Below are 15340 nucleotides of genomic sequence, written 5' to 3' on the forward strand. Positions count from 1 at the left end.
TGCATATTTCATTGCAGAACTGCTTAATATTACTTATACTTACTTAAGTAAGGGGGCGAATGAGGCATGTATCAGGATGAACGTATGGAAGCTATTCTACATTACTTAAAAGAGCACGAAAGGGTCGATATGGAAACCATCTGCAACATGAATAATGTCTCACGGGATACTGCCAGACGCGACCTGGTGAAACTGGAGGAAGAGGGGAAAATCGTACGTCTGCGCGGCGGGGCAAAATCACCTACTCTTTTTCATGATGTGTCCAACTATGATGAGCGGCTGCAGAAAGCTTCGGAGGAAAAGAAGCGCATCGGTAAATATGCGGCAGGCTTGATTCTGGATGGCGACCATCTGTTGTTGGATGCCTCTACCACCGTTCAATTTTTAGCAGAAAATATTCATACAAAAGACAACGTGGTTGTCACAAATTCGATAGATATAGCAGGGATTTTATCCAAAAAAGAAGATATTTTCATTCATTTGCTTGGAGGGCTGCTTAATAACAGTCACCGCTCGATCTATGGATCGAGAACCATACAGCATCTCGCAGATTTTAAAGTCAACAAGCTGTTTTTGGGAGCCTGCGGCATTTCTTCAGATGGCTTGACCATTCCTTTTGAAGAAGAAGGGTTTTTGCTGAAAGAAATGATCAGCCGCTCAGACCAGGTCATACTGCTTGCTGATTCATCAAAGTTCAATCGAACCTATTTTCAAAAAGTATGCGGGTGGAACAAGATCGACATCCTAGTAACAGATCAGGAAATGGAACCAAAGCTGAAAAAGCAGCTGGAACAGTTTGAAATCGAAATCATCGTACTATAAAAAGGAGGAAGTTATGAAATTAATTGCAATCGATTTGGATGGTACATTGTTGAACAAAAAAGGTTCAATCAGTCATGAAAATGCGCAGGCTATAAAAGAAGCTCAGATGATGGGGCATGTTGTTTCCATTTGTACAGGACGTGCGGTGGAAGACGTGTTGAATCTGCTTCAGGAAGCGGGAGTAGAATGTCCGGTCATCGGTGCGAATGGAGCCGTTCTTTATGCTGACGGAAAAGTGGTGGACCACCATCCGCTTCAAAAGGAACATGCTGCTTCCATTTTAACGAAGTTGGAGGAACTTCAGGTATTTTACCATCTTCATACCAATAAAGGGATCCATACACCTGACTTTGGTCAGGAAGGGATTCAGGTGGAAATCGATATGGCGAAATCCGCCAATCCGGAATTAAATGCAGAGGAATTGTGGGATGCGGCTCAAGGTTATTTAAAGCAATTCGGTCAGATTTCCATTGATTCATTTCGGTCCATCTGGACAGAAGACCTCACCGTCAATAAAATCCTGCCTTTCTCCTACTCCGAGAAGAAGCTGGAAGAAATCTACCGTTTTGCCAAACAGTTTGAGGATCTGTCTGTAACGAGTTCCGCTCAGCACAACCTTGAAATTAACGATGAAAAAGCAAACAAAGGCAATGGGATACTGGGTATGGCTGACCATTTTGGAATTCCGCAAGAGAACACAGTTGCCATTGGAGACAATATGAACGACTGGCCCATGATGAAGACTGCGGGTACGGCTATTGCCATGGGAAATGCGCTTCCTGAAATCAAGGAGATCTGTCATTTTACCACCCTTGAGAACGATGCACACGGTGTAGCTCACGCCATTCGGGAGTTTGTCCTTAAACAAGCATTGGTGTAAAAATAAAAAGGCCTGCTGGCGTAACCTTTTTGGGCGTAACGGCAGACCTTTTTTGTTTATGAAGCTTCTGTTTTCGGGAACGTAAACCCTTCACCGAAGACATCCCTGACATCATGGACGACCACAAACGCTTTTTCATCCATTTTTTGAACGATCTTTTTTAGTTGAAACAATTCCTGTTTATTGATGACTACGTATAAAATTTCTTTTGATTCCTTCGTATAGCTGCCATGGGCAGAAAAAACAGTCACGCCCCGGTCCATATCATTGTTCACCTTTTGGGCAATTTGCTCCGCATGCTGAGAGATGATAGTGACCGCTTTTCGTGTATCGAAGCCCTCAATAATATAATCAAGAACTTTGGTTGAAATATAAATGGAAATCACTGTGTACATCGTATTTTGCGCTCCGATGACAAAGTAAGAGCTCATGACCACCAACAGGTCGATGCCAAGCATAGCCCCGCTGATACTCCACCCAAAATATTGGTTGGCCATCCGTGCCAGGATGGTGGATCCTCCGGTGGTTCCTCCAGAACGAAGCACCAATCCAAGCCCGATTCCGATAAAGATTCCGGCAAAAACGGTGCCTAGAATTGTATCCTTAACGGGTGAGCCCCACCCTTCGGTCAGATGAAGAAATACAGAAGTAAATACAATGCTAAAAACCGTATAGAGAGTTACCCGCTTATTGAGCAGACGATAGCCAATGATTAATAAAATCCCATTCATAATGAAGTTCGTATAACTGGGCGACCAGGAGAAAAGATAGTATAAAATCATGGAGACACCGGTGACCCCGCCTTCTCCAAGTTCATTTGGTATGGCAAAGCAGTTCACGCCGAGAGCGAAAAAAAAGGATCCAATAATAATGAGTGTGAACTCTTTTACAGTGCTGTTCATCGTAATACCCCCCTAAATAAAAAAATCAAGCAAAGAAACCAACCGCACAGGGTTGGCTGCATGTCTATGATAATGAAAATAAATGGCTTAAGAATCCAGAAATCAATATATCATGCCTTGAAGCGAGTTTCAAAGGAATTATGTAAAAAACCTGCATGGCCTCTTTTGGCATGCAGGCTAAATCCGGGTTTAGCAGCAAGGAGGTGCACCACAGGAGATGTTCTGGTGATGAACCTGACAAGTCTCGTATTGGGAAACAGGATATTCATGAACATGCTGGTATAATACGTGGTTCACATGCTGAATTTGTACAGGATGCACGTGGATAACCTCTTCCGTGTGATAATGCTGCTGAACACAACACTGGGTGGGATGAACAATGACATGCGGGCAGTGGCAGCCATAGCCATAATACATAATGCATTCTCTCCTTTTTCTCATCATTATTGACTGTTGCTTCACTTCTTAATTTATGATGAGTGCTAACAATCTGTAAGGGTACCTGTCTATAAAATAGGATTTAGGCTGGGAAAAAAGGAGATAATGAGAACAGGTGATAACATGAAGCTAAATAAAAAAAGCAAGAAGCTGTACAGTGATGCCATTGATCGCATGCAAGAGGGGCTTGAAGCCATGATTGATCTCTATAACGAAGCGGAGGATGACATCCCGCTGATCAACTTTGAAAAAGAGGTTCAGGAGGAAATCGAAAAAGCGAAAAGTAAATATGGAAGTGCCTTTATAGATGACAAAATCAATGCCATCGTAAAAGAGGTGCTGTCCTTTTTGCCGCCAGATCAGCAAGAGTAATGCAGAGAAACCAAAGATTGTAAACAAAATTCGTAATTTTTTCATAAAATTTCCTATTTTTTTACCTTTTTTTGCAAAAAATCCGTTATACTTAGAGCGTATAAACGTTTTGTAAAGATAAGGTGATGGTAGTGAAAGGTTACATAGGGGAAGCAAGAAAAAATGCAGGAAAAAGAGAAGCTGCGGTTTTGTTGGTTTTGGCCGTGATTGGTCTGGTTTTTATTTTTGGTTCATGGCATGCCAATAAGATTAAAGCAACCACTTCGGAGGAGAAGCATTATACCGAGAAAATTCATAAGGAGAAATACGTTCCGAAATTGAAGGGAGCTTCAAAAGAAACCCTTGAGCTGGGAAAAAAGGAGAAACAAAACAGCAAAGAAAAGAAAGTAACTTCCAAAGTTTCTATTAAAAAAGCTCAGGAAGAACAAAAAAAGACCAAGGAAAAAGCCGTAGGTGCAGCAGCAGTACATAAAAAACCGGCCGGGCAAAACCAAGCGAAAACGGTGTATTTAACCTTTGATGATGGTCCTTCAAGGGTTTCAGACGGAATAATGGATGTGCTCAAGAAGTATCAAGTGAAAGCAACCTTCTTTATGCTTGAACCCAATATGCTGAAGTTTCAGGATCAAGTGAAACGGATGGACCGGGAAGGACATAGTCAGGGGCTGCATGGAGTCTCTCATGATGCCAAAAAGATTTATCGCTCGAAGGAAACCGTCGTTCAGGAAATGGATCAGGCGAACCGGGCACTGCAAAAGATTACTGGCAAAAGAACCGCGCTGATCCGAACGCCATACGGAAGTGCTCCATACATGAAGCCGGATTACCAAAAGGCGGTCAAAGACAAAGGCTATGAGCTCTGGGACTGGACGATTGACAGCATGGACTGGTCCTATAGAAGCCCGCAATATGTGACAAATTCAATCCATCAAATAAAAAAAATGGAGCACCAGACCGAGCCGATTGTCATTTTAATGCATGAACGGAAAGAAACGCTCGAAAGTCTGCCCCAGCTGCTGGGTTATTTAAAGAAAAATGGATATACGATGAAAAGAATTGAAAGAACCATGAAGCCTGTCACCTTCCGGGTTTCCAAGGCAGCTTCCTAAAGGTTTACTCGTTAAAAAGCTCTTCCACCATGGAAGAGCTTTTTTGGCTAAATATCATAATTCATACTTTCCTGAGAATTTTTTTGTTCTTTTTGATCCCAGGCGATCAGGACGACATCCAATTCCTTTTCCATGGCATCCAATTTTGCTTTTTGTTCACTTGTTAAGTGAGCCAGGTCAAATGCTCTCATTTATGTATCCACCTCCAATTAGCTATACCAAAAGAATGCCCGCGTTTGATGGAAACTATCCTTTCAAAAAAAATCCCACTGCCTTTAGCGGGCAGTGGAATTTTTGTGTTGATTCAATTAATAATCAGAGTCCCAGTAATGGCCGTCATACATGTCGCTTTGTACACCCATTACATCGCCTCGCGGGCCAGGAGACCTCCAGTTGCAATCATTGTCATCCATCTCACCCATTGTATTGCCACGGCAGGCAAGACAATCCTGGATACATTGCCTTCGGCGACTGCCGAATTGTGAACGGCAAACGTTTTCACAGAAGCGTCGGCAGCTTGGCCGCCGGTTTGGACTTTCATTCATTGCTCCCATCACCGGGTATTCATTGGTGGGTCGTGAGCCGCCGCAGTTGCAATTTTGAGTGACTTGCGTTGGCCGTTGATTCATCGCTCCCATCACCGGATTTTCATTGGAGGGTCGAGAACCGCCGCAATTACATTGAACAATCTGAACCTGACGACGATTGCGGTTTCGACGTCGATTCTGTGTCCCTTCCACCTGGCTGCTGGAAGTTCTGGAACTGCTTGATGATGATTCAATTTCAAACTCGAAACGGGCAGTGCTTGATGAAGAGCGGCGCCGGTTTCTGCTTGAGGAATCACTTCTTCTTCTTCTTCTTGACATATTATTTCACCCCTTTGAAATACTCTATTCACCTTCTTGTCTGATAGTTAGGGACAAGTATCCTGCTGGGAGAAAAAAAGGCTCAGGAAAGCTCTTTGATAGTGAATAGAATGATACCAGCCAACATATCATAGTAAAAAATTCAGACGTGGCAAGGGAAGGGGAATTCTGATGATTTGTTTGGGCGAGGTACTGGATCAAGCAATCTATCGTGAGCGGATTGCCATTATAGAGGACAAGCAGGAAATTATGAGAACCTTTGGCCTTGAAAAGGAAGATTGGCTTCAGCTTTGGAACATTGATAACCGGATATTAACGCTATGTTATCATTCATTGGATCCGGCTTTTGACCGGTTCATTGTTGTATATGATTATTCTTATTTTTGTGAAGATCAGGAAATGAAAGAAGCCATTATCTGGCACGAAATCGGCCATGCGGAATTTCCAGTAACAGAGGGGAATATTGATTTGTATTCTGAGAAAAAGTGTGATGAGCTCGCGTTTCATAAAGGGTACAAAGCAGGACTGGAGGCTTTTTTGAACTTAACATACAAGATGGCTGAAACATTAAACAACCAGCTTTTGATTAACATGACGGACGAGCGGTTAAAGGCTTTACGATTATTAATGAGTTAATAGAAAAACGGATGGATCCGATGCGGGTCCATCCGCTTTTTTGTTTAAGGAATAAGTAAAATCTTTCCGGTACTTTTTCTACTTTCCAAAAAACGATGAGCTTCTGCTCCCTGTTCAAGTGGATAGTAGGTCATTTCGGGTACTTTTACCGCACCGGACAGAATCAGGTCAAAAAGCTCCTGGGACCGTGATACACGCTCCCAATGGGAGGTAATAACATTCCAAAGATCGCCTCCGGTTAATGTTTTCGATGTATCCATCAGCATGCGGGGATCTACCGGAGAAGGGTCACCGCCAGCCATTCCATAAAAAACAACAGTACCACCGGTTCTCACCGCTTCAAAGCTATCCATCAATGTGCTCCCGACAGAATCATAAATCACATCGACACCTTGGAGGCCTGATGAAGCTTGTTTTACTTTATTGACCCAATCTTCATTATAAAGGAAAACATGATCAGCACCTGCAGCGAGTGCGGCTTCCTTTTTTGACTCTGATGAGGCAAGCCCGATGACTTCTGCTCCGAGCGCTTTGGAAATCTGGATCAGAAGCTGGCCCACACCGCCTGCTGCCGCATGAAGGGCAAGAAGGGTTCCTTGCCCAACTGCATAACTGTCCCTTGTTAAAAACTGTGCAGTCAAGCCTTGCAAAAGGATGGAAGCAGCAGTTTCAAAGGATATTTTCTCTGGCAAGGGGATAAGATGATCCTCGGGCACGGCAACGTATTCAGCATTGGCATATGGAACATCCGCAAATGCGACACGGTCGCCTTCTTTCACATTCTGTACGGAAGAACCCACGCTTTTTACCACTCCAGCTCCTTCATAGCCTGCAATATAGGGAGGATTCCCCAGTAAGTGATAGTTTCCTTTTCTTCGGTAAATGTCGGCAAAATTAAGTCCAATAGCCTTCATTTCAACCAAAATTTCATTCGCATTCAGTTCCGGAGTTGGAACATCCTGATACTGAAGGACTTCAGGTCCTCCAAATGTATGGAAGGTCAGTGCTTTCATTTTTATGCTCCTTACTTCAAATGTCGTATCCTCATTCATTGTATACAAAATGAATCGATTTCACTAGAAAGGTGATTAAATCAGAAAAAGGTTTAATGGTTTAATCGTTGTGGAAACGGTTTATATCTTGGATGGGAGGCATTTTATAATGCTAAAAAATATTGTAATGGCAACGGGTATGGTCTTTCTGCTTGCAGGATGTTCTTCTGGAGGCGACAGCGGAGGTGGAAAGGGCGGAGGCACGGTAGATTCCGCTGCGGCAGAAAAGTCTTTTAAGCAAAATTGTGCAAGCTGCCACGGAAACAACTTGGAAGGCGGAACAGGACCTGCTTTAAAAGAGATTGGAAAAGAGCACAGTAAAGATGAAATTTTAAAGCAAATTAAAAATGGCGGAGGCGGCATGCCTGCCGGTTTGATTAATGGTGATGAAGCAGAGAATGTGGCTGTATGGCTGGCCAGTAAAAAATAAGTGGAAAAGAGGCACCTGTTTTATGAATAGGGCCTCTTTTTTGATGAGCGCTAAGTAAGTGAAGCCCCTTTGTTGAGGTGAGTCTTCTTTTGTTTGTCCTGGACGAGGACAGCAGAAAAGATAATGAGCAGGATTCCTGCACATTGCCAAAGTGTAAGCTTTTCGTGAAAAAGAAAAAAACCGGCCAGAGTCGCTACCACCGGCTCAACCGTTGCGACAATCGCTGCCTTGCTGGGCTCTACCTGGCGTAATCCAACCGTATATAAAATATAAGCAAGCACAGTGGGGACTATACCCAATCCAATGATATAAAGCCAGACTTTCATGTCTTCAAAAAGGTGAGCAGAATGAGATAATCCGCTGATCGGAAAGAGAGCGCACCCGGCAAAAACAAACGTATACGTCGTGATGGTTAACGTTTTGTATTTGGCGGAGGCTGCCTTACCGAAAATGCTGTATAACGAGTAGCCCAATCCTGATCCCAGCCCCGTGAGCAATCCGGTCCACGTTATACCACCGTTAGAGGCTGGCAAATAGCCCACGACAAACACACACCCGAGAAATGTGACCAAAAGGGCGGCCACTTTCTTTTTTGTAATAAGATCACGGAAGAAAATCCTCGATAAAATCAGGACAAAGGCGGGCGCTGTATACAGCAGAACGGCCGCAACCGACAGAGATACTTCATTCATGGTTTTGAAATAACACCAATTGAAAAAGGCGATGCTGAGCAGCCCGGTACCGATAAAATAATAGCTGTCCCTGATGTGTATTTTAAGAAGTGACCGGTTTAGAAAGAAAGTAAGGATCAAAAAGGAAACTGCAGCGCTCAAAGCGCGTAAAACAACAATTTGGATCGGAGTGAATCCCATAGAAGATAGTTCTTTGATAAAGATGCCGATCGTTCCCCACAAGGCTGCTCCCCCGGCAATCCAAAGATAAGGCCATTTCAAGCAAATACACCTCCATAGCGTTCAGATTCCAGACTCTCCTAGCGTATCTTACAATCAACAAGTTCTCAAACGCGGGGCCTTGTCTTCCAAATTTTGCTCGTTTCTCTCCTGTATAACGGGATGAGGGGCAAGGAAACATAAGGAAAAAAGGAGGGACCGAATGTTGAGAACTATTTTTGCACTACTATTCACGTTTTCCCTTGTACTCTCCGGTTGCGGAAATGTAAAAGGACAGCAGGAAGGAACAGCAGATGCCGGGAAAAATGGCAGCGAGCATCCGAGACTGCAGCAGGTAAAGTATAATGGCAGCAAACAGAAGGAAGTAACACCGTCTCAGACCAAACATAAGAAAACCAAAATTACGTCGATTGGGTTTTTAGAGCCGGTTGATCCCCAGGCGGCTGTAAAAGAAGTAAAGGATGTAGGCCGGCATTTATCGTATGTTGCTTTTTTCAGCTATCGTGTAAAACCGGATGGTACGTTGATCGGCATTAAAGATGATCAGGGGCTCGCAGCAGCCAGAAAACAGGGTGCAGTCCCGATGCTCGTTCTTACAAACTTTACGGAGGGGAACTTTTCTCCTGAGGTGGCACATACCATTTTTACGGATAAAACCGTATCCAATCGTCTGATCAATAATGTGATCAAGACCATGAAAGCAAAAGGCTACAAAGCATTAAATATTGATTTTGAACATATTCGTGCAAAAGACCGGGATCTTTATAATGGATTCCTTGAAACGATTTTACCAAAAGTGAAAAAAGAAGGATTCATTACATCTACTGCTCTTGCCCCCAAAACGAGCGATGAGCAATCGGGCCCGTGGCATGGCGCCCATGATTACAAACGACATGGAGAGCTTGCTGATTTTGTTATTCTCATGACGTATGAGTGGGGATGGTCCGGCGGTCCTCCGATGGCTGTTTCACCTGTTCCTCAAGTGCGCAACGTCATCGACTATGCGGTATCTGTGATTCCGCGCAAAAAAATTGTAATGGGTGCGCCGTTGTACGGGTATGACTGGATTCTGCCCTATAAAAAAGGAAATCCTTTTGCCAAGCGCATTGCGCCACAGGAAGCAACCGAACTGGCGATTAAAGAAGGCGCTGAAATTAAATATGACAATAAATCACACTCTCCGTACTTCAACTACAGTGATGATCATGGCAAGAAACACGTTGTCTGGTTTGAGAATGAAGAAAGTGCACAAGCGAAATTCAATCAAGTCAAGTACTATAATCTTCGCGGCATCGCGTATTGGGTACTCGGCGAGCCGTTCCCGCAAAACTGGAGCATGCTTGAAGACCAGTTCAATGTAAGAAAAGCGAAATAACAAAAAGGAGACTTTTATGGCATGTGGCCATGAAGGTCTCTTTTTTATCCTGACATGCACAAAACGAGAAAAGTGTTAGAATATTTGTGAAGAATAAAAAAATGAGGAGGAAACAGCTTGCTGAACAACAGTCTGATCCACCCCGAAGAAGCACGTAAAATGATCCGGAAAAATCAATGGAACGGTCCTACCGCGGGTATGTGCAACGGCTATACACAGGCGAACCTGGTCATCCTTCCCAAGGATCTTGCGTTCGAGTTTTTATTGTTCTGCCAGCGCAACCCCAAGTCTTGTCCGGTTTTGGATGTAACTGAGCCAGGCTGCTCAGTTCCTGCACTTGCTGCTCCTTCAGCAGATCTGCGAAGTGATCTGCCAAGCTACCGGATATACCGCAATGGCATCCTTACCGATGAAGTACAGGATATTCATTCATACTGGACGGATGATATGACGGGTTTTCTCATTGGCTGCAGCTTTTCATTTGAACAAGCTCTTATGCAAAATAAAATTCCTGTAAGGCATATCGAAGAGAACCGCAATGTACCTATGTACAAAACATCAATAAGCTGTACAAAAGCCGGACGTTTTGAAGGTCCGATGGTTGTGAGCATGCGTCCCATTCCCGAAAAAGATGTGGTACGTGCCGTACAGGTGACCTCCAGATTTCCATCGGTGCACGGAGCGCCTGTACACATTGGTGATCCCCGTTCAATTGGGATCGAGTCTATTGATACACCGGATTTTGGCGATGCAGTAACCATCAAAGAGGGAGAAGTACCTGTTTTTTGGGCTTGTGGCGTAACTCCTCAGGCAGTCGTAATGAACGTTAAGCCCAAACTCGTGATTACCCATTCACCCGGACATATGTTTATCACGGATTGGACGGATGAAGAGTTCGGGGTACTTTAGGGAAACGAACGAAAAAAGGGGTTGAAAGCGCCTTCCCAGAAGAGTATAGTATAAGCATTACGTTCCGAAACGTTTTGGAGGATTGAATGTGGCGACAATCAAAGATATTGCAAAACATGCCGGAGTCTCTGTTACCACAGTTTCAAGGGCATTAAACGGATACTCTGATGTGAATGAGAAAACAAGAGAAAAAATTAAAGCTGTGGCCCGGGAACTTCAGTACAGCCCGAATTTGCTGGCCCGAAGCCTGGTCATGAAAAAAACAAAAACGATTGGTTTGCTTGTTTCAGGGATGCGGATCGAAGGCAGCAAGGATAATTTTACGTATGAAGTGCTTTGCGGAATCAATGACTGTGCGGGAGAGAAGGGATATGATCTTATTCTCTTCAGCACCAATTCAGAGCAGCAGCAGCAAAAAACGTACAATCAGCTTTGTCAGGAGCGGAAAGTTGACGGTGTAATCCTGCAGGGGATTAAAACGGATGACCCTTATTTAAAAGAAGTTGTGGAAAGCGACATTCCCTGTGTTCTTGTCGATATTCCCATCGAAAGCGACAGTGTGGGTTATGTTACGACCAACAACAAACAAGGGGCAAAGATGGCGGTGGATCATCTCATCGAGCTTGGGCATCGGCAGATCGGCATGATCAATGGGCACGAGCAAGCCTTTGTCAGCAAACAGCGCCTTCAGGGATATCAGGAAGCACTGGATCAAGCGAAGATCGACTATCAGGAGCAATACGTGGTTAATGGTTCATTTTTGGAATCTGAGGCGGAAGTGCAAGCTGAAAAGCTGCTCCATGCACATCCGGAGATTACGGCTGTTTTTTGTGCAAGTGACCTCATGGCGCTCGGTGCGATGAAGGCAGCACGCCGTATGGGCAAAAGAATTCCTGACGATCTCTCCGTGGCCGGCTTTGATAACATCATGCTAGCATCCTATTCATCACCCACCCTGACAACCATTGCTCAGGACCGATACCAGATCGGCTTTGAATCAGCCATTTTGCTGATTGATATGCTAGAGGGAAAAGAAGGAACGCACAAAAAAGTGCTGAAAACCTCATTAGTCAAACGTGAATCAACCAAATTAAAACCGACAAGGTCGTTTTCAACGAAAACGACTTGATCGTTTTGATAAAACGATTGTTGGTTTTAATTTAAGAAAAACCGAAAACGTTTCGGATCTTGGAATATATATTTTTTTATCATCTTCCAAAACGTTTCGGAATTATGGGGAGGAAGAAAATTGGATTATCGAGTAATTAAGGAAAATGATTTGTTTTTATTAACGGATGATAAAGGAAACATTCCTTTGAACAATGATTACGGACTGGGACTATATACAAAGGATACACGGTTTTTAAGCAAGTTTGATTTAAAAATTAATAATGAAGACCCGATCCTGCTTTCTTCGTCCGCCGACGAAAATTACAGCGCCAACATATTGATGACCAATCCTCATATGGAAAAGGACGGAGAATTGATTCTCTGGAGGGAGTCAGTAGAGATTCAAAGAAAGCGCTTAATCTATGATGGCGTGTTGTATGAAACTGTTCAGGTGAAAAGCTTTTATCCTAAGCCAGTTGAGTTTGATATCAGCATGCAGCTGGATGTGGACTTTACGGATATGTTTATTGTCCGCGGTTTTCAATCCGGAGAAACCGGCAAACGAACGGGCATCGATCATACAGACAAGAGCTTGACTTACCATTACGAAGGAGCCGACGGAGTCAAACGGTCCACACGAGTAGGCTGGGACCGTGAAGCAATAAACACTTCAGATGCCGAGGTTGCTTTTCACTTTTCATTGGATCATGAGGAAATCCAATCAGTCACCTTTACGATTGCTCCAGAAGTGGATGGAGTATCCGGTGAAATTATGGCACCAGAACAAGCTCTTGAGAACCTTAAGGCCTCTTATGAAAACTGGGAAAAGAATACAGCCCGTGTTCAAACCGATTCCTCCCGCTTACAGCGCCTCGTTGACCGAGGAATCCTTGACCTCAGGGTATTAATGACAGATATCGGGTACGGACAGTTTCCAGTGGCAGGCCTTCCCTGGTTCGGGGTTCCGTTTGGCCGAGACAGCCTGATTGCCGCGCTGCAGATGCTTCCGTTTAATGCCGAGATTGCAAAAGGCACGCTACGGACTCTCGCTTCTCAACAAGGAACAAAAGTGGATCCTTGGCGCGATGAACAGCCGGGTAAAATCATGCATGAAATCCGTTATGGAGAGCTGGCAGGGACCGAGCAAATACCGTTCACTCCTTATTACGGAACGATTGATGCCACTCCGTTATTTTTAATGCTTTTAACCGAATACACCAAATGGACCGGTGATTTGAGTCTGGCAGAAGAGCTTCAGCAAACGATCGAAAATGCTCTCATGTGGATCGACGAGTATGGTGACCGGGACGGCGACGGATTTGTGGAATATCATCAGGAATCCAGCAAGGGCATCGCCAACCAGGGCTGGAAGGACTCCGCAGATTCAGTTGTGCACAGAAACGGCGATCATGCCGAGACCCCGATTGCGCTATCGGAAGTTCAAGGCTATGTGTATCAGGCCAAAACAGGGATTGCTGCGATCTATGAAAAACAGGGCAAGGCAGAGGAAGCGGTGAGACTGCTAAAGGAAGCAGAAGAGCTGAAATCCAAGTTTCACGAGCAATTTTGGATGGAGGATCAATCCTTCTATGCCATTGCGCTTGATAAAGAAAAAAAGAAAGTGGGGACGTTAACCTCCAATCCTGGTCATGTGTTGTATTCCGGCATGCTGGAGGAAGAACAGGCGGATCAGACGGTGTCCAAGCTCGTATCACCGGCATTCTTTTCCGGCTATGGCATACGCACGATGGCAGAAGGAGAGGCCGGTTATAACCCAATGAGCTACCATGATGGCAGCATTTGGCCGCATGATAACAGCATGATATTGCTGGGCATGAGCAAGCTGAACCATCAGAAGCAGGCCAACCAGGTGATTAACGGCTTGATGGACGCAGCTCAGCATTTTGAATATGACCGGCTGCCGGAACTGTTTTGCGGTTATGGCGCCTCTGGCGGACCTGCGGTAAAGTATCCGGTCGCTTGTTCACCTCAGGCATGGGCTGCCGGTACACCGCTTGTCTTTATACAAACGGTTCTCGGATTGTTTCCAGATGCTTTGAACGAAGTGATTTCCGTATCTCCTGAGCTTCCGGAAGGAGTGAATGAACTGACCGTACAATCGATCAAGATTGGAAACGGCTACTTGTCTGTCAGCGTTCGCAAGGAAAATGGAAAGAGTTTCTTAACCGTAAATGAAAATACAACGGGCTATACGATCCATACCGATAAGTAAAATACGCATAGGAAGGGAGAGGTTTCTATGAAGTTGAAAAAATATGTTTCAGCAGCGGGGCTAACTGCCCTGCTGGCTACTTCTCTGCTTGCAGGATGCAGCCAGCCGGATGAATCAGAAAGCAGCAGCAAAACGGTCATTACACTGAGCGGCTGGGGAGGAAATCCGGTCGAGAAAAAACTTTTGGAGGAAGTGCTGGACGACTTTGAAAAATCCCACCCGAACATCGATGTAAAGTTTAATCAGATCAGTGATCAGTACATGGACGTTTTGAAAACCAGGCTGATTGGGGGAACAGCAGCCGATGTTTTTTACCTTGATGCGTTTGAAGCACCCGGCCTGATCGAAACAGGTGCAATTGAACCGCTGGACAAGTATGTAACCAAAGATTTTGATGTGAATGATTTTGAAAAGCCGATGTTAGATGCGTTTAAAGACAACGGTAAAATTTACGGCTTTCCAAAGGACTATTCCACGCTTGCCCTTTTCTACAACAAAAAAATGTTTCGGGAAGCGGGGATAGACGGTCCGCCAAAAACATGGGAAGAGCTGGAGAAAGATGCGAAAAAACTCACCAAAGGCAACAAAGTCTATGGATTCGGTGTAATGCCGCAGATCGAGCGTTTGTATTACATGGCTGAGTCCCAGGGCGGCCAGGTCATCACAAATGACCGTGCGACTTTTGCAGAAGACCGTGTGGCGCGTGCACTGCAGCCGATATTGGATATGCATCTAAAAGATAAAACCGCAGCTCAAGCTTCAGAGGTTGGATCAGGTTCCGGGGGAGAAATGTTTGGCCAGGGAAGGGCTGCCATGGTGATGGAAGGAAACTGGAACATTCCGTTCATGGAAGATACGTTTCCTAAAATAGATTATGGAACCGCCGAGCTGCCAACGGTTAACGGCAAGAAGGGAACCATGTCCTTTACCGTCGGTTATGCCATGAATGCAGAATCCAAGCATAAGAAAGCGTCATGGGAACTAATCAAGTACCTGACCGGAAAAGAAGGCATGAAAACATGGACAAGCAAAGGCTTTGCCTTGCCTACGCGTAAGTCAGTAGCTGCAGAACTCGGCTTTGACAAGGATCCACTGCGTAGACCCCTTGTTAAAGGAGCCAAATATGCGACTGTTTGGCAGGACGGTCCGATGCTGCCGATCGTGATGAATAACTTCAACAACCAATTTTTAAGTGCCTATCTTGGAGAACGGCCGCTGAAGGATGCTTTGAAAGACGCGCAAAAACAGGCCAACAAAGAGATTAAGGTAGCAGAATAACAAAAAAGAGAGGTGAA

Annotated in this window: 18 protein-coding genes; 11 read left to right on the forward strand and 7 right to left on the reverse strand. The window is 44.6% G+C overall.

Going from position 1 to position 15340, the window contains the following annotated elements; genetic code table 11:
• Positions 1 to 66 precede the first annotated feature (66 nt).
• Together AS030_RS13005 and AS030_RS13010 are read left to right on the forward strand one after the other, a co-directional pair.
• Positions 67 to 822 (forward strand): DeoR/GlpR family DNA-binding transcription regulator, encoded by a 756-nt coding sequence (locus AS030_RS13005; RefSeq protein ID WP_061972309.1) that lies wholly within the window; start codon positions 67 to 69, stop codon positions 820 to 822.
• Positions 823 to 835: 13 nt separating this feature from the next.
• Complete coding sequence (locus AS030_RS13010) at positions 836 to 1702, forward strand: Cof-type HAD-IIB family hydrolase (protein WP_061972310.1); 867 nt, start codon at positions 836 to 838, stop codon at positions 1700 to 1702.
• Between the two features lie 56 nt (positions 1703 to 1758).
• Here the strand turns inward: AS030_RS13010 and AS030_RS13015 are convergent, their stop codons facing one another.
• A complete protein-coding gene (locus tag AS030_RS13015; RefSeq protein WP_061972311.1) occupies positions 1759 to 2604 on the reverse strand; it encodes a YitT family protein in 846 nt (281 codons plus the stop codon).
• 189 nt (positions 2605 to 2793) lie between these two features.
• On the reverse strand, positions 2794 to 3021 hold the full coding sequence (locus tag AS030_RS23085; protein ID WP_074440555.1) for a CotD family spore coat protein: 228 nt from the start codon (positions 3019 to 3021) through the stop codon (positions 2794 to 2796).
• 144 nt (positions 3022 to 3165) lie between these two features.
• Here AS030_RS23085 and AS030_RS13020 point away from each other — a divergent pair, with 144 nt between their 5' ends.
• On the forward strand, positions 3166 to 3414 hold the full coding sequence (locus AS030_RS13020; protein ID WP_061972979.1) for an atypical membrane-integrating protein (Mistic protein): 249 nt from the start codon (positions 3166 to 3168) through the stop codon (positions 3412 to 3414).
• Positions 3415 to 3545: 131 nt separating this feature from the next.
• Positions 3546 to 4523, forward strand: a complete 978-nt coding sequence (locus tag AS030_RS13025) for a polysaccharide deacetylase family protein (protein ID WP_061972312.1) — start codon at positions 3546 to 3548, stop codon at positions 4521 to 4523.
• A 47-nt stretch (positions 4524 to 4570) separates the two neighbouring features.
• Here the strand turns inward: AS030_RS13025 and AS030_RS23660 are convergent, their stop codons facing one another.
• The 3 genes from AS030_RS23660 to AS030_RS13035 all read right to left on the reverse strand — a co-directional run bounded on the left by AS030_RS23660 (position 4571) and on the right by AS030_RS13035 (position 5367).
• Positions 4571 to 4714 carry a hypothetical protein gene (locus AS030_RS23660; protein WP_156412579.1) on the reverse strand — a complete coding sequence of 48 codons (144 nt, stop codon included), beginning with the start codon at positions 4712 to 4714 and terminating at the stop codon, positions 4571 to 4573.
• 170 nt (positions 4715 to 4884) lie between these two features.
• Positions 4885 to 5064 (reverse strand): hypothetical protein, encoded by a 180-nt coding sequence (locus AS030_RS13030; RefSeq protein WP_061972313.1) that lies wholly within the window; start codon positions 5062 to 5064, stop codon positions 4885 to 4887.
• 96 nt (positions 5065 to 5160) lie between these two features.
• Positions 5161 to 5367 (reverse strand): hypothetical protein, encoded by a 207-nt coding sequence (locus tag AS030_RS13035; protein WP_061972314.1) that lies wholly within the window; start codon positions 5365 to 5367, stop codon positions 5161 to 5163.
• Positions 5368 to 5560: 193 nt separating this feature from the next.
• On the opposite strand from AS030_RS13035, the gene AS030_RS13040 reads away from it, so the two are divergent.
• Entirely contained in the window at positions 5561 to 6025 is a 465-nt protein-coding gene (locus AS030_RS13040; RefSeq protein ID WP_061972315.1) for a hypothetical protein, read from the forward strand.
• Positions 6026 to 6069: 44 nt separating this feature from the next.
• Here AS030_RS13040 and AS030_RS13045 read toward each other — a convergent pair whose 3' ends face one another.
• Entirely contained in the window at positions 6070 to 7038 is a 969-nt protein-coding gene (locus tag AS030_RS13045; RefSeq protein ID WP_061972316.1) for a quinone oxidoreductase family protein, read from the reverse strand.
• 148 nt (positions 7039 to 7186) lie between these two features.
• On the opposite strand from AS030_RS13045, the gene AS030_RS13050 reads away from it, so the two are divergent.
• Entirely contained in the window at positions 7187 to 7507 is a 321-nt protein-coding gene (locus tag AS030_RS13050) for a c-type cytochrome (protein WP_061972317.1), read from the forward strand.
• Between the two features lie 50 nt (positions 7508 to 7557).
• On the opposite strand, the gene AS030_RS13055 is transcribed toward AS030_RS13050, so the two are convergent.
• On the reverse strand, positions 7558 to 8460 hold the full coding sequence (locus AS030_RS13055; RefSeq protein WP_061972318.1) for a DMT family transporter: 903 nt from the start codon (positions 8458 to 8460) through the stop codon (positions 7558 to 7560).
• Positions 8461 to 8620: 160 nt separating this feature from the next.
• Here AS030_RS13055 and AS030_RS13060 point away from each other — a divergent pair, with 160 nt between their 5' ends.
• From AS030_RS13060 to AS030_RS13080, 5 genes are all read left to right on the forward strand, one after another.
• Entirely contained in the window at positions 8621 to 9793 is a 1173-nt protein-coding gene (locus AS030_RS13060; protein WP_061972319.1) for a glycosyl hydrolase family 18 protein, read from the forward strand.
• Between the two features lie 120 nt (positions 9794 to 9913).
• The gene (locus AS030_RS13065) at positions 9914 to 10702 is read left to right on the forward strand and encodes a putative hydro-lyase (protein ID WP_176716398.1); all 789 of its coding nucleotides are present in this window, start codon (positions 9914 to 9916) and stop codon (positions 10700 to 10702) included.
• 88 nt (positions 10703 to 10790) lie between these two features.
• Positions 10791 to 11831, forward strand: coding sequence for a LacI family DNA-binding transcriptional regulator (locus tag AS030_RS13070; RefSeq protein ID WP_061972321.1), 1041 nt, complete (start codon positions 10791 to 10793; stop codon positions 11829 to 11831).
• 120 nt (positions 11832 to 11951) lie between these two features.
• Positions 11952 to 14045 carry an amylo-alpha-1,6-glucosidase gene (locus AS030_RS13075; protein ID WP_061972322.1) on the forward strand — a complete coding sequence of 698 codons (2094 nt, stop codon included), beginning with the start codon at positions 11952 to 11954 and terminating at the stop codon, positions 14043 to 14045.
• Between the two features lie 27 nt (positions 14046 to 14072).
• Positions 14073 to 15323, forward strand: a complete 1251-nt coding sequence (locus AS030_RS13080) for an ABC transporter substrate-binding protein (RefSeq protein WP_061972323.1) — start codon at positions 14073 to 14075, stop codon at positions 15321 to 15323.
• Positions 15324 to 15340 lie beyond the last annotated feature (17 nt).

Source organism: Fictibacillus enclensis (genome assembly GCF_001457035.1).
Taxonomy (GTDB): domain Bacteria; phylum Bacillota; class Bacilli; order Bacillales; family Fictibacillaceae; genus Fictibacillus_C; species Fictibacillus_C enclensis.

Coding starts and splice junctions, on each gene's coding strand:
- AS030_RS13005 (WP_061972309.1), top strand. CDS start 67: ATGTATCAGGATGAACGTATGGAAGCTATTCTACATTACTTAAAAGAG.
- AS030_RS13010 (WP_061972310.1), top strand. CDS start 836: ATGAAATTAATTGCAATCGATTTGGATGGTACATTGTTGAACAAAAAA.
- AS030_RS13015 (WP_061972311.1), bottom strand. CDS start 2,604: ATGAACAGCACTGTAAAAGAGTTCACACTCATTATTATTGGATCCTTT.
- AS030_RS23085 (WP_074440555.1), bottom strand. CDS start 3,021: ATGTATTATGGCTATGGCTGCCACTGCCCGCATGTCATTGTTCATCCC.
- AS030_RS13020 (WP_061972979.1), top strand. CDS start 3,166: ATGAAGCTAAATAAAAAAAGCAAGAAGCTGTACAGTGATGCCATTGAT.
- AS030_RS23660 (WP_156412579.1), bottom strand. CDS start 4,714: ATGAGAGCATTTGACCTGGCTCACTTAACAAGTGAACAAAAAGCAAAA.
- AS030_RS13030 (WP_061972313.1), bottom strand. CDS start 5,064: ATGAAAGTCCAAACCGGCGGCCAAGCTGCCGACGCTTCTGTGAAAACG.
- AS030_RS13040 (WP_061972315.1), top strand. CDS start 5,561: ATGATTTGTTTGGGCGAGGTACTGGATCAAGCAATCTATCGTGAGCGG.
- AS030_RS13045 (WP_061972316.1), bottom strand. CDS start 7,038: ATGAAAGCACTGACCTTCCATACATTTGGAGGACCTGAAGTCCTTCAG.
- AS030_RS13050 (WP_061972317.1), top strand. CDS start 7,187: ATGCTAAAAAATATTGTAATGGCAACGGGTATGGTCTTTCTGCTTGCA.
- AS030_RS13060 (WP_061972319.1), top strand. CDS start 8,621: ATGTTGAGAACTATTTTTGCACTACTATTCACGTTTTCCCTTGTACTC.
- AS030_RS13080 (WP_061972323.1), top strand. CDS start 14,073: ATGAAGTTGAAAAAATATGTTTCAGCAGCGGGGCTAACTGCCCTGCTG.